The 22,190-nt window shown below is 42.5% G+C and carries 20 protein-coding genes and 1 other RNA gene; 4 read left to right on the top strand and 17 right to left on the bottom strand.

Annotated elements, in window-relative coordinates:
• Positions 1-24: 24 nt before the first annotated feature.
• The 11 genes from K5J94_RS04485 to K5J94_RS04435 all read right to left on the bottom strand — a co-directional run bounded on the left by K5J94_RS04485 (position 25) and on the right by K5J94_RS04435 (position 13,086).
• Entirely contained in the window at positions 25-666 is a 642-nt protein-coding gene (locus K5J94_RS04485; RefSeq protein ID WP_159542783.1) for a response regulator transcription factor, read from the bottom strand.
• Positions 663-1,664, bottom strand: coding sequence for an envelope stress sensor histidine kinase LiaS (locus K5J94_RS04480; RefSeq protein WP_159547791.1), 1,002 nt, complete (start codon positions 1,662-1,664; stop codon positions 663-665). Before K5J94_RS04480 ends, K5J94_RS04485 begins: the two co-directional genes overlap by 4 nt.
• Complete coding sequence (gene liaF / locus K5J94_RS04475) at positions 1,661-2,356, bottom strand: cell wall-active antibiotics response protein LiaF (protein WP_159542789.1); 696 nt, start codon at positions 2,354-2,356, stop codon at positions 1,661-1,663. Before liaF ends, K5J94_RS04480 begins: the two co-directional genes overlap by 4 nt.
• Positions 2,357-2,610: 254 nt before the next feature.
• Positions 2,611-4,527: a Stk1 family PASTA domain-containing Ser/Thr kinase gene (gene pknB / locus K5J94_RS04470; protein ID WP_159547789.1), complete on the bottom strand. Its 1,917-nt coding sequence runs from the start codon at positions 4,525-4,527 to the stop codon at positions 2,611-2,613.
• On the bottom strand, positions 4,524-5,264 hold the full coding sequence (locus K5J94_RS04465) for a Stp1/IreP family PP2C-type Ser/Thr phosphatase (RefSeq protein ID WP_159547787.1): 741 nt from the start codon (positions 5,262-5,264) through the stop codon (positions 4,524-4,526). Before K5J94_RS04465 ends, pknB begins: the two co-directional genes overlap by 4 nt.
• A 38-nt stretch (positions 5,265-5,302) precedes the next feature.
• A complete protein-coding gene (rsmB, locus tag K5J94_RS04460; protein ID WP_221913657.1) occupies positions 5,303-6,625 on the bottom strand; it encodes a 16S rRNA (cytosine(967)-C(5))-methyltransferase RsmB in 1,323 nt (440 codons plus the stop codon).
• Positions 6,615-7,553 (bottom strand): methionyl-tRNA formyltransferase, encoded by a 939-nt coding sequence (gene fmt, locus K5J94_RS04455; RefSeq protein WP_221913656.1) that lies wholly within the window; start codon positions 7,551-7,553, stop codon positions 6,615-6,617. Before fmt ends, rsmB begins: the two co-directional genes overlap by 11 nt.
• 40 nt (positions 7,554-7,593) lie before the next feature.
• Positions 7,594-9,981 (bottom strand): primosomal protein N', encoded by a 2,388-nt coding sequence (locus K5J94_RS04450; protein WP_221913654.1) that lies wholly within the window; start codon positions 9,979-9,981, stop codon positions 7,594-7,596.
• 60 nt (positions 9,982-10,041) lie between these two features.
• Entirely contained in the window at positions 10,042-10,359 is a 318-nt protein-coding gene (rpoZ, locus tag K5J94_RS04445) for a DNA-directed RNA polymerase subunit omega (protein WP_159542807.1), read from the bottom strand.
• Positions 10,360-10,382: 23 nt separating this feature from the next.
• On the bottom strand, positions 10,383-11,009 hold the full coding sequence (gene gmk / locus K5J94_RS04440; protein WP_159542810.1) for a guanylate kinase: 627 nt from the start codon (positions 11,007-11,009) through the stop codon (positions 10,383-10,385).
• 469 nt (positions 11,010-11,478) lie between these two features.
• Positions 11,479-13,086, bottom strand: coding sequence for a ribonuclease Y (locus K5J94_RS04435; protein WP_159547780.1), 1,608 nt, complete (start codon positions 13,084-13,086; stop codon positions 11,479-11,481).
• A gap of 152 nt (positions 13,087-13,238) precedes the next feature.
• Here K5J94_RS04435 and K5J94_RS04430 point away from each other — a divergent pair, with 152 nt between their 5' ends.
• Positions 13,239-13,721 (top strand): S-ribosylhomocysteine lyase, encoded by a 483-nt coding sequence (locus K5J94_RS04430; protein ID WP_221913651.1) that lies wholly within the window; start codon positions 13,239-13,241, stop codon positions 13,719-13,721.
• A 269-nt stretch (positions 13,722-13,990) separates the two neighbouring features.
• Here K5J94_RS04430 and K5J94_RS04425 read toward each other — a convergent pair whose 3' ends face one another.
• Positions 13,991-14,185, bottom strand: a complete 195-nt coding sequence (locus K5J94_RS04425; protein ID WP_221913648.1) for a hypothetical protein — start codon at positions 14,183-14,185, stop codon at positions 13,991-13,993.
• A gap of 262 nt (positions 14,186-14,447) precedes the next feature.
• Here K5J94_RS04425 and K5J94_RS04420 point away from each other — a divergent pair, with 262 nt between their 5' ends.
• On the top strand, positions 14,448-14,750 hold the full coding sequence (locus K5J94_RS04420) for a hypothetical protein (protein ID WP_221913646.1): 303 nt from the start codon (positions 14,448-14,450) through the stop codon (positions 14,748-14,750).
• A gap of 344 nt (positions 14,751-15,094) precedes the next feature.
• Here K5J94_RS04420 and K5J94_RS04415 read toward each other — a convergent pair whose 3' ends face one another.
• From K5J94_RS04415 to K5J94_RS04395, 5 genes are all read right to left on the bottom strand, one after another.
• Positions 15,095-16,636, bottom strand: a complete 1,542-nt coding sequence (locus K5J94_RS04415; RefSeq protein ID WP_221913644.1) for a cell division site-positioning protein MapZ family protein — start codon at positions 16,634-16,636, stop codon at positions 15,095-15,097.
• 16 nt (positions 16,637-16,652) lie between these two features.
• On the bottom strand, positions 16,653-17,804 hold the full coding sequence (locus tag K5J94_RS04410) for a THUMP domain-containing class I SAM-dependent RNA methyltransferase (protein ID WP_159564643.1): 1,152 nt from the start codon (positions 17,802-17,804) through the stop codon (positions 16,653-16,655).
• 61 nt (positions 17,805-17,865) lie between these two features.
• Positions 17,866-18,240: RNase P RNA component class B (rnpB, locus tag K5J94_RS04405), an RNA gene on the bottom strand.
• Between the two features lie 20 nt (positions 18,241-18,260).
• Positions 18,261-18,587: a cell division regulator GpsB gene (gene gpsB / locus K5J94_RS04400; protein ID WP_159542825.1), complete on the bottom strand. Its 327-nt coding sequence runs from the start codon at positions 18,585-18,587 to the stop codon at positions 18,261-18,263.
• Between the two features lie 109 nt (positions 18,588-18,696).
• Entirely contained in the window at positions 18,697-19,212 is a 516-nt protein-coding gene (locus K5J94_RS04395) for a DUF1273 domain-containing protein (protein WP_159564136.1), read from the bottom strand.
• 78 nt (positions 19,213-19,290) lie between these two features.
• Between K5J94_RS04395 and recU the strand changes: the two genes are divergently transcribed.
• The gene (recU, locus tag K5J94_RS04390) at positions 19,291-19,899 is read left to right on the top strand and encodes a Holliday junction resolvase RecU (RefSeq protein ID WP_159542831.1); all 609 of its coding nucleotides are present in this window, start codon (positions 19,291-19,293) and stop codon (positions 19,897-19,899) included.
• Positions 19,886-22,111 (top strand): penicillin-binding protein PBP1A, encoded by a 2,226-nt coding sequence (pbp1a, locus tag K5J94_RS04385; protein ID WP_159564134.1) that lies wholly within the window; start codon positions 19,886-19,888, stop codon positions 22,109-22,111. The genes recU and pbp1a overlap by 14 nt, the downstream gene beginning before the upstream one ends.
• Positions 22,112-22,190: the final 79 nt, after the last annotated feature.

The raw sequence follows: 22,190 nt of genomic DNA, 5'->3' as shown, positions 1-22,190 counted from the left end.
TGCTTTCCACTTTCTATTATACCATTAATTCTCATCTTGTGGCACTAAGTGGTGCTGAAAGGCATAGACTACAGCCTGTGTCCGGTCATCGACCTGCAATTTTGCGAGGATATTTGACACATGGGTTTTGACTGTTTTTAAGGAGATAAACAATTCATCAGCAATCGTTTGATTGTCATAGCCTTTGGCTAGAAGGTGCAAAATATCATACTCACGTGCAGTGAGATCATCATGTAACTCAGGATTTTGGTCGTGATGCTTCATTTTTTTATCGACTTCTGTTTCAATGGCTAGTTGACCTTTAGAGACCTTCTTAATAGCATTTAAGATCTCAGCAGCACTGGATGTTTTTAACATATAGCCCTTTGCACCAGCATCAATGACGGGATAAATTTTTTCATTATCTAAATAAGAGGTCAAAACAAGGATTTTAGCAGTCTTCCATTGTTTTAAGATAGCCAAAGTGGCATCAACCCCATTCACACCAGGCATGACCAAGTCCATAACCACTACGTCAGGTTTTAACTCTAAGGCTAGAGCAATCCCTGCTTGTCCATCTGAGGCTTCTGCGATGACTTCAACATCAGCCTGTAAATTTAAGAAGCTCTTTAGACCTAGGCGCACCATCTCATGGTCATCTACCAGAATCACACTAATTTTTTTCATTTTCCTTCCTTAAGGGTCACTGGTAGACGGACATCCATTGAGACCCCTTTTCCTTTCTGACTAATGATTTGTACTGTTCCTGCTAGGTCATCGACTCTGTCTTCGATATTTTTAAGACCATAACTGAGGTCTCGAACTTCGTCCATATCAAAGCCAATTCCATTATCCAACATTTTTAATTCAATTTCATTATCGGCTTGATTGAGGTAAACTTCAATACGGCTAGCTTTTGCATGCTTAAGAGTATTACTAATAAATTCCTGTGCTATCCGAAAGAGATTATCTTCTACTGCTTTTGGCAATTTCCCAATATTTTCACGATAAACCACCTCAATGGCGCTTTTATCTGTTAATTCCTTGAGAATCATCTCAATGCCTTCGGTCAGGGTTCGATTGGCTAATTCGGTCGGTCTAAGGTGCAATAGCAAAATCCGTAAGTCGTTTTGAGCATTTTGCAACATCTCTTCAACTGCTTCTAATTGGATTTTCAACTGCTCTTGCTCCAAATGTTCCAAGCTAAGCGAAATTCCAGATAAAATCATGGACGAAGCAAACAATTCCTGGCTGACAGTATCGTGCAAATCCCGCGCAATCCGCTTGCGTTCGCGGTGTACGATATTTTGGGTGTCTAGGATATAGGCACTTTCTTTTTTTTGCAGACTTTTAGTCATATGGGCCATTTTTTGTGAGAGGCGCACAAGGTTAACATTGGTTTCAGAAGTTTCATCCACATAGATTTCTTGATTATTGAGAATACGGCGCAGGTTTTGATTAATGCTACGCTTACTATTATCATCGAAAATAATCCAAATTAATAAGAGCAACAAGGTTACCGAAACAATTAACAATAATATGGAAAAAAGTAATTTCTCTAAAATCCAAATATGCTCATATAAATAGCTCAGGGTGATGCCTAAGTTATTAAGAACAATAAAGACAATGGATAAGATCGTAATGCTGGCATAGGCCCAAACGAGAATATAGTAACGCTTTTTCATCGTTGCACCACCTCAACATCCCCTGCAATGGTATTGACAATGATTTTTACTTTTTTTAGGTAATAGTCCTTATCAGGACCTTCTAAACGCAAGGATTCATTTCGTAAATCATAGGCCGCTTTGCTAAAAAATTGCACAGTGGCATAGACCGAGCTCACATCCAGAGTCACTGCAACATCAATTGGTACATAAAGTGTGGTTTTACCAAGGATTTTACGGATAATAATGACATTGTCTTGCCCAGCAATGATAACCTTGGTCAAATCAATAGTGTCATTACCACTGATGCGAATAATATTAATATCATCAAAGGCATAGTAGTCACTATCATAAACGGCAGCACCAATCCACTGATGCTTGGTTGGACGCGGCTGGACGCCTTCTTGTTTGAGTTGGAGCAGCGCCAGACGATTTTTTTTCTTGACCTGTGAAAAATGATTAATGATTACATAAACAATGGCTAATAAGACACCTAAAATAATATAGGGATTGAGCATAAAGACTAGGAAAAGCAGCAATAAACTGACCGATAAAATAAAATTATTGCGGCTATCTTGATTGTAAAAACGTAACACTAATAAGACAATAACTAAAATAAACAAAAAGCTTGTCAGACTGTTTGACAAGATAGTCATTAAGCCCATGGCGAATAAAATACATTCGACGAGGATAAAAAACTGGAATTTGCGCATTGGACCCCTTTCGTTCTCTTGTCATTTTATCAAAATTCTGTTAATAATTCATCTCCTAGCGCACCTTATGAGCAGGTGAAAAACGCTATAATTGCTGTAGTGACTAGCGCACCCCCCAGGAGCGACCAAACCACAAAAGAAAAACGTTTTTTAGCTGCTCTCGTGCTTAATTATCAGTCTATCAGTCACCCACTACGGTTGACAACGAGGCAAAAAAGCTCAGCAGTTCATAATTGACTGCGGAGCTTTTGTAATTATGGTGACAGGGTTGGTTCTGATGTACTATGGCTTGTCCCATTTTGGCTTGATTGTGAGGAGCTCGATGATGATGTCGCATCTTTTGAAGTACTGCTGCTGCTTTGACTGCTATTATGCGAAGCATCTGATGACGATGAGCCATCAGGATGAGCGGCATCACTTGGATAGAAGTAAAGGCTGATTTCATTAGTATCTGAAACACTAACCTTTGTACCAGCATAAGGGTCTTGCGCACTCACAACTAGGGTGCCTTTGGGCGAAGCCATTTTGGTATAGCCTGTTGGAGAATTTGGATCTGGATAATAGCCCTTAATCCGGGAGGCAGAAATGCCAAGTCTTGTCAATTCTGCTACCGCGTCAGCATAGCTAAAGCCTGTTAGGACCGGCATTGAAACAGTATCAGAACTGGCCACACTCAAGGTGATTTTCGATTTACCATTGGGATGGAACTTCTCGCCACTCGTTGGCGATTGGCCGATGACTGTGCCCACCTCATATTCGTTTGTATCAATGCGTTCAATCTTGATTTTTGATTTTGCAACGCCGTAGGTGTCCACCAATTCAGTGATGACATCCTTGTACTGCTGGCCCTTGTAGTCTTTCATCACAAAGCTTTTGTTGCCAATCGAGACAAAGAGATCAACTTTTGAACCTTGACGTTTGGAGGTCCCGGCTGCCGGATCGGTTTTGACAACATTTCCTTCAGCAACCCGGTTACTTTCTATTTCTTTAACCTTGCCAATCTTAAAGCCCAGATTTTCCAGTTCTTCTCTTGCAACTGCCACACTTGAACCGGTCACATTTGGCACTCTTACGGCATTAGGCTTAGTGAGGATTAAGTAGGCAAAGATGGCTAAGCCAACAATAAAAAGAGCAAAGACTATTTTTAGCAGGGTGCCAAAAAAGCGGCCCTTCTTTTCTTTTTTTGGCTTTGGCACTGGTTGCGACTGGGGCGTTTTTTCGGATTGTGTTTTAACCGCAGGAGCAGGCGTTGCCTTGGGTGCTACATTGGGTGTCGGTGTCACCTTAGGCAGAGGCTTGGTATTTTCAGTATCACTAAAAACCAGCTTGCGCTCGCGGCTTCGATTATAGCTGAGCGCCGTCATCAAGTCTCGACTCATTTCAAAGGTTGTCGCATAGCGATCAGACAAACGTTTAGCTGTCGCTTTGATGACGACATTTTCCAGAGCCTGCGGCACCTGACTATTTTCTCCAATAATAGACGGCAGGGGCTTTTGGAAATGTTGCAGGGCAATGGTAACGGCACTGTCCCCATCATAGGGAATATGGCCAGTCAACATTTCAAATAACATAATCCCCATGGCATAAATATCACTTTGCACAGTAGCCTTAGAGCCTCTTGCCTGCTCAGGTGATAAATAATGCACACTGCCTAGCATGGAATTTGTCTGGGTTAAACTGGTCTCAGCAAAAGCTACTGCAATCCCAAAGTCAGTAACCTTAACCGTGCCAGATTTGGTTAATAAGATATTTTGCGGTTTTAAATCTCGGTGCACAATACCTTTTTGGTGAGCCAGTGTCATAGCTGACAAGACTTCTTCCATAATCCGGACAACTTCATTATTAGATAGTGGTGCATTATCTTGAATGTATTTTTTAAGATCAGCACCATCCACATATTCCATTGCTAAGAATTGCTGGCCGTCTTCCTCGCCAATATCTCGTATCGCAACAATGTTCGGATGATTCAATTCAGCCATGGCTCGAGCTTCTCGTTGGAAACGAGCAACTGCCACCTGATCGGTTTGATAATTCGTCCGTAACACCTTGATGGCTACATCTTCGTTATCTAAGATTAAATCATTAGCTAGATAGACATCAGCCATCCCTCCGCGACCAATTGATTTTAAGATGCGATAACGACCAGCAAAGAGCTTGCCAATCTGTATCATTCAACATCCTCACTTTCGTTATGGACAATAGCTACTGTGATGTTATCAAGACCACCGCGAAGATTTGCCAACTGCACCAAGGCATCATTTTTTTCGTCTAAAGTTAACTCTTTAGAGAGAATTTCGGCAATTTCAGCATTGGAAACCATGTTGGTCAGGCCATCAGAATTAATGACCAAGTAGTCCCCAGGTTCTAGAACCTTCAATCCCAGATCAGTCGCTACAGGAGCTGCTTGACCAATGGATTGGGTAATGATGTTTTTCTGGGGATGGCTGGCTGCTTCTTCTTCTGTGATTTGTCCAGCTTTGACCAGTTCATTAACCAAAGAATGGTCACTAGTTAGTAATTCATACTGGCCCTCACGGACTAATCCAATGCGGGAATCACCAACATGGGCAAAAATAGCTGTTGAATCAATCAAGACAATCGCTTCCACAGTTGTTCCCATACCCTTAAAGTCTTCGGTTTGGCCCATTTCATAAATACGTTTGTTTTCTTCTTCAATGGTTTCTACCAACCAATTTTTGACCTCATTGAGATCACTTAAGTCATTTTGGGTCCATTGTCGTCCAAGATCAGTCACCGTCATCTCACTGGCAATATTACCAGCGCGGTGCCCGCCCATACCATCTGCTAGGACAATCAAGGTTGTGCCTTTTTTATTATCAAACTTATTGACAAAATCTTGATTATTGGAACGTTTCTGTCCAATGTCTGTTATTAACGAGATTTCCATAATGTATTTTTCTGACTGTGTCAGTCTCCTCCTAAATACTACTGAATACGACGAAGTTGAGCAATGAAAAACCCATCCGTATGGTATTGTTCAGGTGTGATAAGGATGCAGCCATCTCTCACAATATCTGACTGAGTATGTTTTAATGTTACTTGCTCAAAATTAGGATGATGTTGCAAGAATGTTTCGATAACTTGCTGATTTTCTTCCTGAAAAATCGTACAAGTGCTATAGGTTATTATACCACCTTTTCTTAGTGTTTGACAAACACTAGACAAGATCGCCAATTGAATCGCTTGCAAGGCAGCAAAATCCTGGTTGGCCTTGTTATATTTTATATCTGGTTTACGACGAATCAAGCCAATTCCTGAGCAAGGAGCATCAACTAAAATTTTATCAAAGCTATCAGCAGCAAAATATTGGTGGACATACCGAGCATCCAGCTTTTGGGTCTTGACCTTATCTGCTACGCCTAAGCGACTAGCATTTTCTTTGACCAGGGCAAGTTTATGGTCGTATAAATCAAGAGCAGTCACATGTCCGCTCGTTAGTTGAGCGGCAATCTGACTGGTCTTACCACCAGGTGCACTGCAGGCATCTAGGACTGTTTCTGTTCCTTCCAGCGCCAAGGTAGGAACAACCAACTGACTTGACTCATCCTGGATGGTCACAAGGCCTGCTTGAAACCATTTACTAGCAGCAAAGCGACCAGAATCAGCTACTAGCGCTGTCTTGGCCAATTGGGAATCGCGTAAGCCAAGGTCAGCCTTAATAGCCGCTTTTTGCTTCATATCAATCAGACGTAAACTAGCCTTGCTAGGCACCCAAAGACTTTCCATGATAGCCACAGCACGGTCTTTTCCAAACTGTTCGATCAATTTTTTAACCAACCAAACTGGCACAGAATAAAGCGTAGCATAACGTTTATTAGTACGCTTAATCTTATTAGGATCTGGCCAAGCTTCTACACTAGCTCGGCGCAAAACAGCATTGACTAACTTCTCTGCCCCCTTTTTATTGCCCCGGCTTTTGGCAATAGCTACCGCATCATTGACAATTGCATGAGCAGGCACCTGATCCAAATAGTGCAGTTGATAAAAACTGAGCAAGAGCAATAAATAGACCCAGGTTTCCAATTTGTCTCGATCGGCTATAAAATGCGCCACGTACCATTCCAAGGTGATCTTGCGTGCTACTGTTCCATAGACCATTTCGGTCACCAAATTTTTATCTCTTTCAGCTAAGTTGCTGGATTTGAGGTTTTTATTAAGTGCGATATTGGAGTAGGCCCCTTCTACAAACACGTCCTCTAATGTTTTAAGAGCTAAGCCACGCGCACTGTTTTGCCCATCATTTGCCAAAATAATCTCCCACTTCTAAACTACGACCAAAACCATTTAAGAAATCCGTGACGGTCATCCGTGGCTTGCCTGCTGGTTGGACAACCTTGAGAGCGAGAGCCCCTTGCCCAGCAGCAACAATCAATGACTTTTTCGTCTTAGCAAGGATCTGACCAGGCTGACCTTGACCATCAACTACTGCTACTTCATATAGTTTAAAACGTTGTCCGCCTAAAAGCGTATGAGCAACCGGCCAAGGATTCATGCCCCGAACATGATTATAAATGGCTCTAGCCGGTTGGTTCCAATCAATTCGTTCTTCTTCTGGGCTAATATTGGGTGACAGGCTGACTTGGCTCTCGTCTTGTGCTTGGGGTTTTAATTGGCCAGAAAGATAGGCTGGCAAGGTCTTTAACAATAAATCGCGACCAAGAACCGCCAATTTTTCAAACATCGTTCCCACATTATCATCTTCTTCAATGGGAAGAGCCGCCTTAGCGATCATATCACCGGCATCCATTTTAGTGACCATTTCCATGATGGTCACTCCTGCCTCTTTGTCGCCATTAATAATGGCATGATGAATCGGAGCGCCACCACGATACTTAGGCAGTAAGGAAGCATGAACATTAATTGCAAAATCAAACGTCTTAAGTAATGAGCCCGGCAGAAATTGGCCAAAAGCAGCAGTTACAATCCCGTCAGCATCAAGCGTCATCAACTCTTCTAATTCTTGACTACCTGCTAGTTTTTCTGGCTGATAGACCGGCAGGTGGTTGGCCAAGGCCAACTCCTTGACAGGTGTCATCTTTATAACTTTTTTACGACCCACTGCACGATCTGGCTGAGTCACTACTGCTAATACGTGATACCTGTCATCATTTAGCAAGCCCTGCAAAATAGTTGCAGAAAAAATAGGGGTGCCCATAAATAGTATTTTGGTTGTCATTGTTCTTCCTTTCAGTCTTATGTTAAGCAAATCGCACTGCTTACATTAATTGTTGGGGCTCATGGTCAATACTCAATCGCAAGGGACGATTTTCCACGAGCTGATGCCAATCTAGCAGTTGATTTAAGACAGCCTCTAGCTGGTCCTCAAAACGGTACTTAATAATAATTTGGTAATGGTGCATGTTGTGGGTGCGAGCAATCGGCTTTGGTGTTGGCCCAAGAAGCTTGGTTTTATCTGACAAGGCTGCCTTGAGCTGGCCTAAAACCGCATAGGCTTTTTTGGTCACAAATGCCACATCGCTATGAGACAGCGTGATGCCCACCGTATAATAATAAGGGGGATAAGCCATCATTTGCCGGATTTTCATTTCATAAGCATAAAACGCTTCATAATCTTGCTGCTTGGCTAGTTGAATCGCATAATGGTTAGGATTATAGGTTTGAATGAGGACTTGACCTGGCTTATCTGCCCGGCCAGCCCGGCCAGCCACCTGGGTTAATAATTGAAAGGTTTTTTCTGATGCCCGAAAATCAGGCAGGTTAAGAGACGTATCCGCATTTAAAACCCCAACCAAGGTGACATTTGGAAAGTCTAAGCCTTTAGCAATCATTTGCGTGCCTAAGAGAATATCAGCTTCGTGCCGGCCAAAGGCGCTCAGCAACTTCTCATGACTGCCTTTTTTACGTGTGGTGTCAACATCCATCCGTAAAATGCGGGCCAAAGGCAAGAGAGCACTCAGTTCCTCATAGGCCTTTTGTGTCCCAGTGCCATAATAACGGATACTCTGGCTATGGCAGTTAGGACAAAGCTTGGGAATCGGCTTTTGAAAGCCACAATAGTGACAGTTCATAGTCTTTGTGTCCATGTGTAAGGTCAAGGAAATATCACAATTAGGGCAGTCATCCACATAACCACAATTGCGACACATGATAAAACTAGAATAACCGCGACGATTTAGCAGAAGAACTACTTGTTCTTGCTGGGCCAGGCGGGTTTTGATCTGCTCTAGCAGATAAGGGGTAAACGTACTGGTCTGATTTTGGCCGATATAATCTCGAAAATCAATAATCTGTACTTGAGGGACGCGAGCTGCAGGATTGGCTCGCTGGCTCAAACGCAAAAGCTGATATCGCTCCTTACTAGCCCTAGCACGACTCTCAATACTTGGCGTTGCTGAGCCAAGGACCAAGGCTGCTTGATGCCTTTTGGCCCGCAAAAGAGCAACGTCTCGGGCATGATAACGAGGATTTGATTCTTGCTTGTAGCTGGCCTCATGCTCCTCATCAATGATGATTGCACCAATATTTTCTAAGGGCGCAAAAATAGCTGAGCGAGCACCGACCACTACCTTGGCCTGGCCTAACTTAATCTTTTGCCACTCATCGTATTTCTCCCCATCAGAGAGACCCGAATGCATAATAGCAACCAATTTGCCAAAGCGAGCAATAAAGCGTTGCGTCATCTGCGGTGTCAAAGAAATCTCCGGAACTAAGACAATAGCTGTCTTTCCCATCCTTAAGACTGCCTCTATTACCTGCAGGTAAACTTCGGTTTTGCCAGAACCTGTAATCCCTTCTAGTAAAAAGGGCTTTGCTGTTGTGCCAATAGCAGCAGTAATTGCTGCAAGTGCCTTCGCCTGCTCAGTATTAAGAGGAAGGGCCTGCGTTTGCTCTATTGTGTCAAAATAGCTGTCGCTACGATTGACTTGCTCCGTTGTGATCACTAGGGCAGCTTGGTCAATAAAATAGCGAACGAGCTCCCGCGAATAAATCTGATAAAGGTCCGCAAGTGGGGCTTGCTGGGGATTGGCTAACAAAAACTGCCGCAGAGCCTCTTTCTTTTTCGCACGAGGAGAAATCGACAAGGCTTCTAACACAGCCAGGTCAACCTGATAAATCTTACGTGTTTTCAGGGTTTTCTTATCCGTTGCCAAATAGCTAAGGGAAAGCTGACCTTGTTTGACCAGGGTGAGAGCCCTTGCTTGTTGGTCTTGACTGAGCTGGGAAAAGAGAGCTTGGTCGCCTTGACCAAAAATAAGCTCGTGGTCCGCTGGCTTAAGCTCCTGTGTAGGACTCAGTAATTTGTCATAATGAGAATTAAGCACATTTGGTAGCATTGCTTTTAACAAGCTAATTTTGTAGGAAAACACCTTATGACGCATCTCCGTCGCTAAATCAAGCTGTTCTTGGTTAAGGACAGGCTGAGCATCTAAGACTGCTACAATCGACTTAAGCTGGCTGGGGACTTTCGTGCAGTGCACCGCAATGACAAAGCCCTGAAGTAAGCGATCACCCTTGCCAAAAGGGACGTGCACTCTTGAGCCTATCGCCACCATATCAAGAAGGTGATCTGGTACTAAGTAGGTATAAGGGCGATCGGTCTGCATTAAAGGAATATCGACAATAATGTCGGCAACTCTTGTCATACTGCCTCCTTCTTTAACGTGTCTTTAGTAGCATGAAAAAAACTAAGATTTTTAAAAACCTTAGATTTTTTCTCCTTCTTCTTCTTTTTCTTTGGCAATTTGTTCTTTAATTTTACGTTCTTCCTCTTCCTTAGCAATGCGGTCAGCTTCTAATTTTGCCCGCACAGCTGCACGCTTAGAAACAGGATCTGGGTGGATTACCACATTGCCAGATTCGATTTCTTCAAGGGCGCGCAAGGTGGATTTTACTGACTTAAAGTCTTGGGTAGGTTTGGCACCTGCCTCCAGTTCATGTGCACGTTTTGCTTGTAACATCACAAGAGAATATTTTGAAGGAACTTTGTCCAATAAGGTATCAATTGAGGGTTTTAACATCATGGTAATTCACTCTTTCCAAATAATTAAGATAGGGGATTGGTTTCTTTAATCATATTATCATAACGACCGATAACCCGCTCCACTCGAAAATGTTCGGTTTCAATGATTCGTTTCACTCGCTCTGCAGCTAAGGGAACCTGGTCGTTAACCACCGCATAATCATATTCGCGCATCAAGGCAATTTCTTCCTTGGCCCGTTCAATGCGTTTTTTAATGACTTCTTGACTATCAGTTCCACGACCTACCAAGCGATCTTGGAGCTCATCTAAATCTGGAGGAGTGAGAAAAATAAAGACACCATCTGGCACTTTATTTTTGACCTGTAAGGCTCCTTGTACTTCAATTTCTAAGAAAACATCAATTCCCTTATCAAGCGTCTCATTCACATAAGTCAAGGGTGTCCCATAATAGTTGCCAACGTATTCTGCGTATTCTAACATTTGCCCCTGGCGAATGAGCTCTTCGAATTCTTCACGGGTTCGAAAGAAATAATCCACGCCATCAACTTCACCCGGCCTTTGCGGACGCGTCGTCATTGAAACGGAATACTCAAATTTATGATCAGGCGTTGAAAAAATTTCCTGGCGCACCGTTCCTTTTCCAACACCTGATGGCCCGGAAAAGACGATCAACAAACCACGTTCAGACATTCTTATCTCCTTAAAAACTGCTTTCTAATAGTTTAACAAAATCACCTACCTTTTTCAAGGTAATTATTTGCTCGCGCTAGCTTTGTATACCAAGTAAGCTATTTCTAGTTAAGCCCCTCCTTACCGTTTGCATTTCAAGGAGGGTGCCTGGTAGTCTTCACAAACGAAACACCCTGCTGCACAAATGTGCCAACACAACATAATAGCATTCGCCTCTCTTAGCCGTCCTTATTTACAGCAACTTAATTTACAGCAACTTACAAGGTATTAAGAAAGCCAAGCCGAGTCAGGTGAGACGAAGCGAGGTGTGGTGAGCACTTCCTTGCTAGAGCGGCTTGGCTTGCTATTTTTTAACGTCTAATCAGTAGCTAGGGCAAAGCAAGCCCTGTGACCGCTGCCTTTTTGTGCTTGCAGGTTTTTTGCCTTTCTGTACAAAAAATTGTGACTCAGACGAATCACAATTTTTGTCTTATTTAGCATAATCAATAGCTCGCATTTCCCGAATGACAGTAACCTTGATATTGCCCGGATAGTCCAGGTTATTTTCGATTTTTTCACGAATTTTATGGGATAAAACGACCACCTGATCATCAGAAACCTTTTCTGGTTGGACCATGATGCGAATCTCACGACCGGCTTGGAGGGCAAAGCTATTTTGCACCCCATCAAAGCTAGTGGCAATTTCTTCTAAATCGCGTAGCCGCTTGATATAATTTTCCATAGATTCATTGCGCGCACCAGGTCGAGCGGAGCTTAGGGCATCCGCTGCGGCAACGAGCACAGCAATCACTGAATCGGGCTCAACATCACCATGGTGACTAGCAATGGTGTTGACGACAACAGGGTGTTCCTTGTACTTACGAGCGAATTCCATGCCGATTTCGACGTGGCTACCTTCGACCTCTCGGTCAATGGCTTTGCCCATATCGTGGAGAAAGCCGGCGCGCCGCGCAAGCGAAACATTTTCGCCCAGTTCACCAGCTAAGATACCAGCCAATTTACCAACTTCCACGGAATGGCGAAGGACATTTTGGCCATACGAAGTGCGAAATTGCAGGCGACCCATAATCTTGATTAAATCTGGGTGAAGATTAGGAGCCCCAATCTCATAAGCAGCTGCTTCACCATATTCGCGAATGCGGTTATCCATCTCCAGGCGATTTTTTTCGACTAATTCTTCAATCCTTGCAGGATGAATCCGGCCATCAGCAATCAAGGACTCCAAAGTCATGCGAGCAATCTCACGGCGAATCGGATCAAAACCTGACAAGACAACCACTTCTGGGGTATCATCGATAATGACATCAATACCTGTCAAGCTTTCTAAAGTCCGGATATTACGGCCCTCACGGCCAATAATACGGCCCTTCATATTGTCGTCTGGCAGATGAACTGTCGTAATCGTTTGCTCGGTCACATACTCACCTGCCACACGTTGCATGGCTTGAGCCAATAAATCTTTAGCGGTCTTGGTGGTACGATCCTTAATCTCACGCTCAGCTTCACGGATACGTGTCGCAATTTCATGCGTGAGCTTATTTTCCGTTTCCATCAGGATGACTTCACGAGCTTCGGCAATTGTCATCGCTCCAACGCGTTCTAATTCCGCGCGTTTTTCATCTTCTAATTTTTCTACCTGCGTTTGGCGCTCATCAATATGTTTAGATTTATCGGTCAGACTTTGTTCTTTACTATCAAGTGTTTTTTCTTTACTTGATAGGTTTTCATCTTTACGGTCAAGAGAAAAGGCACGTTCTGTTAAACGTGTTTCTAACTGTTTTAACTCTTGTCTTTCAGATTTAAATTCATTTGCAACTTCTTCACGATATTTTCTGGCCTCTTCTTTTGCCTCAAGCAGTAATTCTTTACGGCTTGCTTTACTGTCACGTTCAGCTGCCAAGCGGATATTTTGGGCATCAGACTCCGCTTTTCCCCGAATGTTAACAGCATCTTGCTCAGCATTTAAAAGGGTCAAATCTGCACCTTCTTTCGCTGATTTTAATTTCAACGAAATAAGCACATAACCTATGATCAAACCAATGAGGGCACAAACAAGTAATGTAATCACATAAATCATGTTTATACCTCAATATATATTAGTTTTCTTTATAGAAATCTATTACTAAGTTTATCATAAAATAATCTTTTAGACAATTTAAATAAAACAGAATTCTCTCTTAGTCAGAAAGTTTTTATGGTATCATAAGAACATAAAAAAAGGAGACTTTTATGGCAAAAGACGTTATCGTTGAGAGTTTTGAACTCGATCACACCCTCGTTCAAGCCCCTTATGTTCGACTGATCTCTAAAGATCAAGGACCAAAGGGCGACACCATTACTAATTTTGATGTGCGGCTGGTGCAGCCAAACACTAATGCTATTGAAACCGCCGGCCTACATACTATTGAGCATCTCTTGGCCAAGCTTATTCGCCAACGCATTGATGGCATGATTGACTGCTCCCCCTTTGGCTGCCGGACTGGTTTTCACCTGATCATGTGGGGCCAGCACAGCAGCACAGAAATCGCCAGCATCATCAAGGACTCTCTGCAAGAAATTGCCAACGGCATCACTTGGGAAGACGTGCCTGGTACCACTATTGAATCCTGTGGCAACTACAAAGATCACAGCCTCTTTGCCGCTAAAGAATGGGCCAAGCTGATCTTAAGCCAGGGAATCTCAGATGATGCCTTTAAGAGACAGATCGTCTAAACCCTAAGCCCAAGCACCGCTCACAAGGGCCCTTTGGCCTGAGCCTTAGCTCCTTGGGCCCTCTAATCACCAACCCCTCTTTTTTGACCAAAAAGAGGGGTTTTGAGCAGCCAGCATCCCGCCAATCAGCCCCTTGCTGCGCGAGCAACTAAAGCAGCACCCACCAGCAAGCGAGCCGCACAAAAAAAGGATTGATCGAGCCAATCCTTGGGGATGTATTCTAACAAATTAAACTTAAGCCACTAGAACTGACTTCTCAGTGTTAACTCTTATCTAAACAACCCTACAATTTTTCTAATAATATCAAATATGAAGCCTAGCACGGCGCTAAATATCGTTTCATCCTCACCCTGAAATTCACCGTTTGTATTCGCACTAACGGCTTCAGGAACCCATAAGCATAGCCCTAAGATGACCAAGCTCAAGCAGGCTAACATCACCTGAGTGCGTTTTTTCTTTAACATTAGTGTTTCTCCATCTCTATTATTTTTTAGAAACCTAGCTTTTTTCTAAAATCCGCACCCATTATATATAAGTCTTTGGTGGGACACAAGTTCATAAAATAAGAATATGGTGCAGGTCTGGCTAGAGCCGGTTCTGCTTTTTTAGATTGGATTTCCTCTCGACAATGCCACCACGCTTTCTCTGGCTGGCACATTCGGATGTTTTGGTTTTTGCTGAACTTTCTCGAACCACAAGGACATTTTTATCATGATAGGTGACTTATTGAAGTCAAAAGAAGTCCTTCTGAAAAAAACTGCCCGGCAAACCTCTTTATCTCAAATCCAAGATGATGATGTCATCATGTATAAAATGGATTGGAATGCATTGGGAAGTTATATGGCAAATAAAATCAAAGACGAGTTGTTAGCAATGATAAGTATTGGAACAATCATTACGTATGCCAAAAGAAAAGCATGGAAAGAATTAGCCACAATAGTCATTAAATATGTTGCCAAAGCATGGGTCAGAACAAACGTTGCATTCATTGCTGGACAATTAGCTATTTGGGGTTACAATGCGGCATAAACTTCTAAAAGAAATATTATTTTGGACCTTGCTTTTCGGCATTTTTCAGCTGATATACTTCAGTCGAACTAACAATTTCTTTTCGCTCCCAGTTGCTTTAATCTGGTTAATTGTTTTTGTGATTTCTAAGTATTTAGAATCAAAAAGTAAATGAAAGCGGAAATAGAATTTCAAATGAGAAAGACTAACAAATCGTAAAAACAATATCAATTGACATGCCTTTGATTGTTACATGTAGTGGGGGACAAAGTTTATATACGAGAGAAAACCTCAATTTGGTTCTCTCTTTTGTTTTGTTCAAAGTACTAACGATTTTTGTGCTGAAAGTGTTTTGTATGTTTCTATTAATAATCTAGCGCGTCAGCATGGCCTGGAGCATTGCCGACAAAGTAACCCGTCTTACAATTAAGTGAGAACAAGTAAGTGCCATCTGGTTTAAACATATTGTAGTAGCCATTGCCATTGATAATATTCACCGGATCTAAGATATAGTTATTGCCGGAAATATAGCCACGCGCTTGCGAAGTGGCAACAATTCTTTCCAAAACACCAGGATTGAAGGCCCAGGCCGGATTAGTCCGGTCTGCAATCAAGCCTTGATTGTATGGAACCCGAGAAAGGTTGCGCTCAAGATGACTATAGCTAGCGCCATTACCGACAATGGTCACAGAACCAGTCGGATTTGGGGTCACTTGGGCCTGATTAGCTTGTGGCCCTGCCTCTTGCCCACCAGGCTGACTATCGGTGTTTGCTGCCTCTGCTTTATCAGCTTGCGCTGCCGTTTTAGCGGCTTGGGCAGCTTTTGCGGTCTCGGATTTTTGTTTGAGTTGGTTGCGGCCATCTGTAATGACCGATTGTAGCAGGCTATCTAGGGTTGCGTTACCCGTTTTGAGCTGATCAGCTTTTAAATCATCAAAGTTCGCATCAGACTTTACACTTGCCGTCACCTTTTCGCCGTTTTTAATCGCCTGACTTGAAAACTTACCATTGACTGCCTGAATAGCAGCAATCTGTTTTTTCAATTGGTCAACTTTTTGATTGGCCGACTCATAATAGGCTGTGCCTTTTAGCTTGGCTAATTGGGTCGTAAGCTGTGGCAAATGGTCAAACATATCATTTTTTAACTTTGTTTGATTTTTATCAAGGAAAAAACTAGCGTAGCTTTTTTCAAAGGCTTGAGCGTTGGCCTTGTTTTTGCTAATTTTAGAAATTTCCTTGACACTGGTTTGACTCTGTTTTGTGCTTGGTGCACTATTTTTTTGTTTGAGAACATTTAGGCCAAAAGCAACCGCCAAGATAAGCAACAATAAGGCTAAGAGAGCGACTAAAAGGCCCTTTTTGGGGTTTTTCTTTGGCGTTTCATCCTTAAAAGGATGGTCTTCATCTGAATGAGGCTCATCAAAATGGGATGGAATCACCAGGTTTTCTGTTGGTCCAGGCACTATTACTGGGGCTTCCTCAACCAATAGGTCTTCTGTGACCGGGGTTTGAGCAGCAACAATCACCTCTTCCTCCTCGTTAGCAGTGTCGTGATGATTTGGCTGTTCACCATCTGTCGGTGAGGTCTCCTGAGCTGCTTGAGCTTGCTGGTCAGCAACCTTAGATTCTGTATATTTTGCCAACTCTTGCCGCTGCTTTTCGATGAATTTATCTAAACTAGCCGTATCTAAGGCTTCCATCTCAGCAGCCTTCGTTTCGAACTTTTGTGATGCAACCTCGTCACGGTGTTGTTTGATGTATTTATCCAAGATACTATCATCTTCAGTGACTCCGGCTTTGATTTCTGATTCTTTGCGAACAGCTTCGCCAACAGTCAGATGCTTAGCATCATCTATGGCTAGCGACTCTTGTTCGTCTTGTTCAAAATCCTTTGTATCTTCTGACACACCTATTACCTCTCAATCATTGCTGACGCTTTATACGCTGACCGTAAAAGTGGTATAAATCAACTTTTAGGGTGCCGTTGTATAATTTGCGTTTTTTATCGGCGACTCGCCCAAAGTGACGTTCAAACTGTTCGTCACTGGTCAAAATAAATTGACTCCAAGTTTTTAGCGGAGCAAATGTTGCACCCATTTCATTATACAAGATGTCAACAGCTTTGTCATCAAGCAACCGTTCTCCATAAGGAGGATTGGCAACAATCACGCCATTTTGCTTTGTCGTGCGAAAATCTTGTAGTCGCATTTGCTTAAAGGTAATCACACCGGTCAGGCCAGCTTCAGCGGCATTTTGCTCGGCAATGGCAATCATGCGGCCATCACTATCAAAGCCCGAAATATCCAGCTCAATATCATAGTTGGCTTCCATTTCAGCAGCATCACGAACGGCTTGGATCAGGCTTTGATCTACCCAAGGCCAGGCTTCAAAGGCAAAGGAACGATTAAAGCCTGGGGCAATATTCATGCCAATCAAAGCGGCTTCAATACAAAAGGTGCCCGAACCACAAGTCGGGTCAACCAGCGGCTTATCCGGGAACCAATTGGTCAAAGCTAAAATAGCCGCCGCCATATTTTCCTTAATAGGCGCTCCGCCCTTAGCCACACGATAACCACGCTTAAACAAGCTAGAACCGCTGGTATCAATCATCAAAGTAGCTTTGTCCTTCACAAGCGAAACTTCAATATTAAAGGCTGCACCCGACTCTTGAAGGGGGACGCCTTCAGGGCGATGATAAACCTGCTGAAGCTTTCTGGCCACGGCCTTTTTAGTGATGGCCTGCACACTTGGTTCATTATGGAGCCTTGATTTGACACATTTGGCCTTGGTGATGGGAAAGGCTGCGCCCAAAGGGAGGTAGGCCTCCCAGTCTAGCTTGAAGACGCCTTGGAAAAGATCTTCGAAGGTTTTTGCTGGAAAAGTTCCTACGATAATTTTAATCCGATCAGCTGCGCGCAACCATAAATTAGTGGTGATGATAGCTCTGACATCCCCTGTAAAATAGACTTTACCGTTATCAACCTGGCAGTCATACCCTAAAGCACGGACCTCTTTGGCCACGACTGATTCAAGTCCGGCAGCAACAGTGGCAACAAGTTTAAATGTTTCTTTCATGTGATTACTTTCTCATTAAATAAAGCTAGCCAGAGCTAGCTTAACAACCTAATATGCAATTTTCTATAAGCCATGTTTTGTTCCAGAAATGACTAGGTCTCATTTCCTTCGATAATCATCTGTCTACTGTTTAAATAAACAGTCAGGATACCTTGTTCGTTTCCAAGTATCCCATGCCCCGACCAAAGTTTGGGTTGCTAGCTTGAGGGGTTTACCGCGTTCCATTTTTTACGTTTCCATAAAAACTCCGTCACTGTGGCACTTTCAGAGATACTATGGCATATCCTAAAACTTAGCCAGTTCTCCCGCCGTAATATTCTTAAACGAATATTCCTAGGCTTATTTGTTCGCCTAGCACAAACACTACCGGCATCACAGCCAGTGCTAGCATGGACTTTCCTCATAGTATGACAATACCATGCGATTATCCAAAAATTGCATTTCCTTTGTGATGAATTATTTATCAGCGATTTGTTTGCCAAAGACCTCTTTTTCTAAGCGGCTAATCCGCTTGAGAATATCAAAGTTAGTCGCTGATTGAGTGATACGTGTTGGCTGTGGCGCCATATTGGTCTCCATAGCCGAGGTTTGGCGTTCGGGTGGTGTTACCTTTTTCAAGCGTTCAATCTCAGCTTTTAAGGCTTCGTTTTCTGCAATATAAGCTTCATAGTCCTTGATAACGTTATCTAAGAACTCATCGACTTCTTTCTTGTCAAAACCGCGCATGCTGGTCTTAAACTCTTGTTCAAAAATGTCCTTAGGACTGTAAATAATACGTGCCATTCTATACTCTCCAACTAGTCATTCTAATTTTTTCAATATCACTATTATGATACAGAAAAAGATACTAAAAAGCAAGCCTAAAACAGACCGCTTGCTTAAAAAACGCTGACTATTCTTCTGCTATTTCATTTAGGCGATCAAAGGTTAAAAAGTGGGTAGTATAGCTAGTTTTGTCCTGTATATCCTTGATGAGATATTTTAGATTGGTTTCATTTTCTGGATCATAAAAGAGATAGGCTCCATCCGTATTATCAAGCAAAAAACGCTGGTGTTGCTGAAGTTGCGATGGATTTGTATAGGCAGGAAAACTATATTTGACAAAATCGGCTTGCTTAAAAAGGGTTAATTTTTCCTGATTGCTTTCTTTCCAATTAGCTCCCTGGTTTTCAAAAGCAAACAGTGTAGCTGTATTTATCGAATAATCAGATTGGAGACTAGTAACCTCTTCTAAAACCCAGTATTCAAAACCTAAATCACCTGTAAAGATAAACCAGTCTGCCCCTTCATCAATAAAGCGCAGCAGATCGCTTCTAATGGCCTTTTTTATGATGGTTATACGCGGGTCCTTATCTTTAAAAATACCGAGTTCAAAGCTACGATAACCTTTAATCAGAATTGCAGTCAATAGGTGTTGTCCTTTCAAAAAATATGATATAATAAAATGTGCTAAATTTCTCATTAAGTGAAACATGACAGGAGAATAATGGTTAATTATCCACATCATATTGTTCGTAAAAGAGAAAAAACAGTACAAAACCAACTGCCCAAAGCCAAAGTTGATTTTGCCAATCGTGGGATGTCCTTTGAGGCAGCGATTAATGCGACAAATGCCTATTATTTATCGCGTAACATCGCCGTCATCCATAAAAAACCTACTCCGATTCAAATCGTTAAGGTAGACTACCCCAAAAGAAGCAAGGCTAAAATTGTTGAAGCTTACTTTAGACAGGCTTCAACAACTGACTATTGTGGCGTCTACCAGGGGCACTACATTGATTTTGAAGCAAAAGAAACTCGTCAAAAAACAGCTATGCCGCTGAAAAATTTTCATTTGCATCAAATTGAACATATGGAGGCTGTTTTACAACAAGCAGGTATTTGTTTTGTTCTGTTACATTTTTCCACATTAAAGGAAACCTACTATTTGCCCGCACGAGCCCTGATTGATTATTATCAAATCGAGCAGGGAAATAAGTCCCTGCCACTTGATTATATCAAAAAGCACGGCTTTAAGATAACAATAGGAGCCTTTCCTCAGGTCCCTTATCTAGAAATTATTGAACAAAATTTATTAGGCGGTGATGACAATTAATAATCCAAAAACTCTCAAAATCCTTAAATATGTCTTGGCTGGGCTGGTTAGCCTGATTATTCTTAGTATTGTCCTTGGAGCATTGCTCTTTCTATTTTACATCAGTACAGCTCCAAAGCTATCTGAGAACTCACTTAAATCAACCAATTCAAGTTTAATTTATGATGCAAATAATAAATTAATTGCTGATTTGGGGTCAGAAAAACGCGAGAGTGTTACTGCTGATAGCATTCCACTCAATCTGGTCAACGCTATTACAGCAATTGAAGACAAACGGTTCTTTAAACACCGTGGTGTCGATTTGTATCGGATTATGGGAGCTGCCTGGCATAACTTGACTAGCTCAGGCACACAAGGGGGCTCAACTCTTGACCAGCAATTGATTAAGCTTGCCTATTTCTCCACCAAAGAATCTGACCAAACACTCAAGCGTAAGGCCCAAGAAGTTTGGTTAGCCTTGCAGATGGAGCGCCGATACACCAAAGAAGAAATTCTGACTTTTTATATCAATAAAGTCTACATGGGAAATGGCAACTACGGCATGCTGACTGCCGCTAAGGCTTATTATGGAAAAGATTTAAAAGATCTTTCTTATGCGCAGTTAGCCTTACTTGCTGGCATTCCTCAGGCGCCAACCCAGTACGATCCCTATAATCAACCTGAATCAGCGACTAATCGCCGCAACGTTGTCTTACAACAAATGTTTGCTGATGGTGATATTAGTAAGGCTCAATATGACAAAGCCATCAACACTCCAGTTACGGATGGACTGCAGCCGCTAAAAGCATCGGCTAGCTATCCTAAATACCTTGATAATTACTTAAAAGAAGTGATCAAGGATGTCCGCCTGCAAACCAATAAAGATATTTTCACATCTGGCTTAAAAGTCTATACGAATATTCAGCCAGATGCTCAACAGCGGCTCTTTGACATTTATAATTCTCATGACTATGTGGCCTACCCAGATAAGGACTTCCAGGTGGCCTCAACCATTATTGATGTTACAAATGGTCATGTTATCGCCCAATTAGGCGGACGTCATCAAGATACCAAAGTATCCTTTGGTACCAACCAGGCTGTCCTTACAGACCGTGACTGGGGCTCAACCATGAAGCCAATCACAGATTACGCACCAGCCATTGAATCAGGCGTCTATACCTCAACGGCACAATCCATCAATGACTCTGTCTACTACTGGCCGGATACAAATATCCAGCTCTATAACTGGGATCGTAGGTACAATGGCCTAATGACCATCCAAACTGCGATCATGCTCTCGCGTAACGTTCCAGCGGTTAAAGCACTCGAAGCGACCGGACTTGGTTATGCCAAATCATTCCTTAGCGATTTAGGCATTAACTACCCAGAATTGCATTATTCAAATGCTATTTCTAGTAATACAAGTAGCAGTGATCAAAAATATGGCGCTAGTAGCGAAAAGATGGCAGCAGCTTATGCCGCCTTCTCAAATGGTGGTCTCTACTACAAACCGCAGTACGTTAACAAGATTGAATTTAACGACGGAACGACAAAATCCTTTGATACCAAAGGAAAACGGGTCATGAAAGAAACAACTGCTTACATGATGACGGATATGTTAAAAACTGTTCTAACTTATGGTACAGGTATTGAGGCTCAGATTCCAGGTGTTATTCAAGCCGGAAAGACAGGGACATCCAACTACACCGATGATGAACTGACCAAAATCGGTAATAACTTTGGCCTTTATGTTGATTATGTTGGCACTATGGCCCCTGATGAAAACTTTGTCGGCTATACTAACAAATATGCCATGGCTGTTTGGACAGGGTACCGTAATCGCTTGATGCCAGTTTATGGGAATGGTTTAAAAATCGCCTCACTGGTTTATCGAAACATGATGTCTTACCTAACAGATGGCTATAGCGAAGATTGGATAATGCCTAGTGGCCTTTATCGCAGTGGTAATTACCTCTATCTCAATGGCGGTACCTATACCACTAATAACACCAACTCAAGTAGTGTCTATAATAATATTTATAATAACTCTTCCACTGCTGCTAGCAACAGTAGCAATACCCATGCTAAAGAAGCCGAAGATAGCACTAATAGTTCAAAGGATGATAGCAATGCTAGCAATGGCACAAACAGTGGAAATGGCTCAAATACACCAGTGCCTGGTGGAAACACTAACACTAGCCAAAATGGCACCACTAACCAAAACGGTCACTAAGTAAGCCAGCCAATCTCAGAGTTGTCTGTGAGAATGCAGAACGACTAAGCCAAAAAGAATTCAGTTTTAGAGCTGAATT

The organism is Streptococcus halichoeri, from assembly GCF_019774635.1.
Classification (GTDB): domain Bacteria; phylum Bacillota; class Bacilli; order Lactobacillales; family Streptococcaceae; genus Streptococcus; species Streptococcus halichoeri.
The sequence above is the reverse complement of the archived record's forward strand: the minus strand, read 5'-3'. Positions and strand labels throughout refer to the sequence as shown.

Bases quoted from the DNA above. Each gene is read 5' to 3' on its own strand.
- gmk (WP_159542810.1), bottom strand. From the start codon at position 11,009: ATGTCTGAACGTGGTTTGTTGATCGTCTTTTCCGGGCCATCAGGTGTT.
- rpoZ (WP_159542807.1), bottom strand. From the start codon at position 10,359: ATGATGTTAAAACCCTCAATTGATACCTTATTGGACAAAGTTCCTTCA.
- K5J94_RS04425 (WP_221913648.1), bottom strand. From the start codon at position 14,185: ATGTTAAAGAAAAAACGCACTCAGGTGATGTTAGCCTGCTTGAGCTTG.
- K5J94_RS04450 (WP_221913654.1), bottom strand. From the start codon at position 9,981: ATGACAAGAGTTGCCGACATTATTGTCGATATTCCTTTAATGCAGACC.
- K5J94_RS04480 (WP_159547791.1), bottom strand. From the start codon at position 1,664: ATGAAAAAGCGTTACTATATTCTCGTTTGGGCCTATGCCAGCATTACG.
- K5J94_RS04465 (WP_159547787.1), bottom strand. From the start codon at position 5,264: ATGGAAATCTCGTTAATAACAGACATTGGACAGAAACGTTCCAATAAT.
- K5J94_RS04485 (WP_159542783.1), bottom strand. From the start codon at position 666: ATGAAAAAAATTAGTGTGATTCTGGTAGATGACCATGAGATGGTGCGC.
- gpsB (WP_159542825.1), bottom strand. From the start codon at position 18,587: ATGGCACGTATTATTTACAGTCCTAAGGACATTTTTGAACAAGAGTTT.
- liaF (WP_159542789.1), bottom strand. From the start codon at position 2,356: ATGCGCAAATTCCAGTTTTTTATCCTCGTCGAATGTATTTTATTCGCC.
- fmt (WP_221913656.1), bottom strand. From the start codon at position 7,553: ATGACAACCAAAATACTATTTATGGGCACCCCTATTTTTTCTGCAACT.
- K5J94_RS04410 (WP_159564643.1), bottom strand. From the start codon at position 17,804: ATGAAAGAAACATTTAAACTTGTTGCCACTGTTGCTGCCGGACTTGAA.
- pknB (WP_159547789.1), bottom strand. From the start codon at position 4,527: ATGATACAGATTGGCAAGCTCTTTGCTGGTCGTTATCGCATCTTAAAA.
- K5J94_RS04435 (WP_159547780.1), bottom strand. From the start codon at position 13,086: ATGATTTATGTGATTACATTACTTGTTTGTGCCCTCATTGGTTTGATC.
- recU (WP_159542831.1), top strand. From the start codon at position 19,291: ATGGTTAATTATCCACATCATATTGTTCGTAAAAGAGAAAAAACAGTA.
- K5J94_RS04430 (WP_221913651.1), top strand. From the start codon at position 13,239: ATGGCAAAAGACGTTATCGTTGAGAGTTTTGAACTCGATCACACCCTC.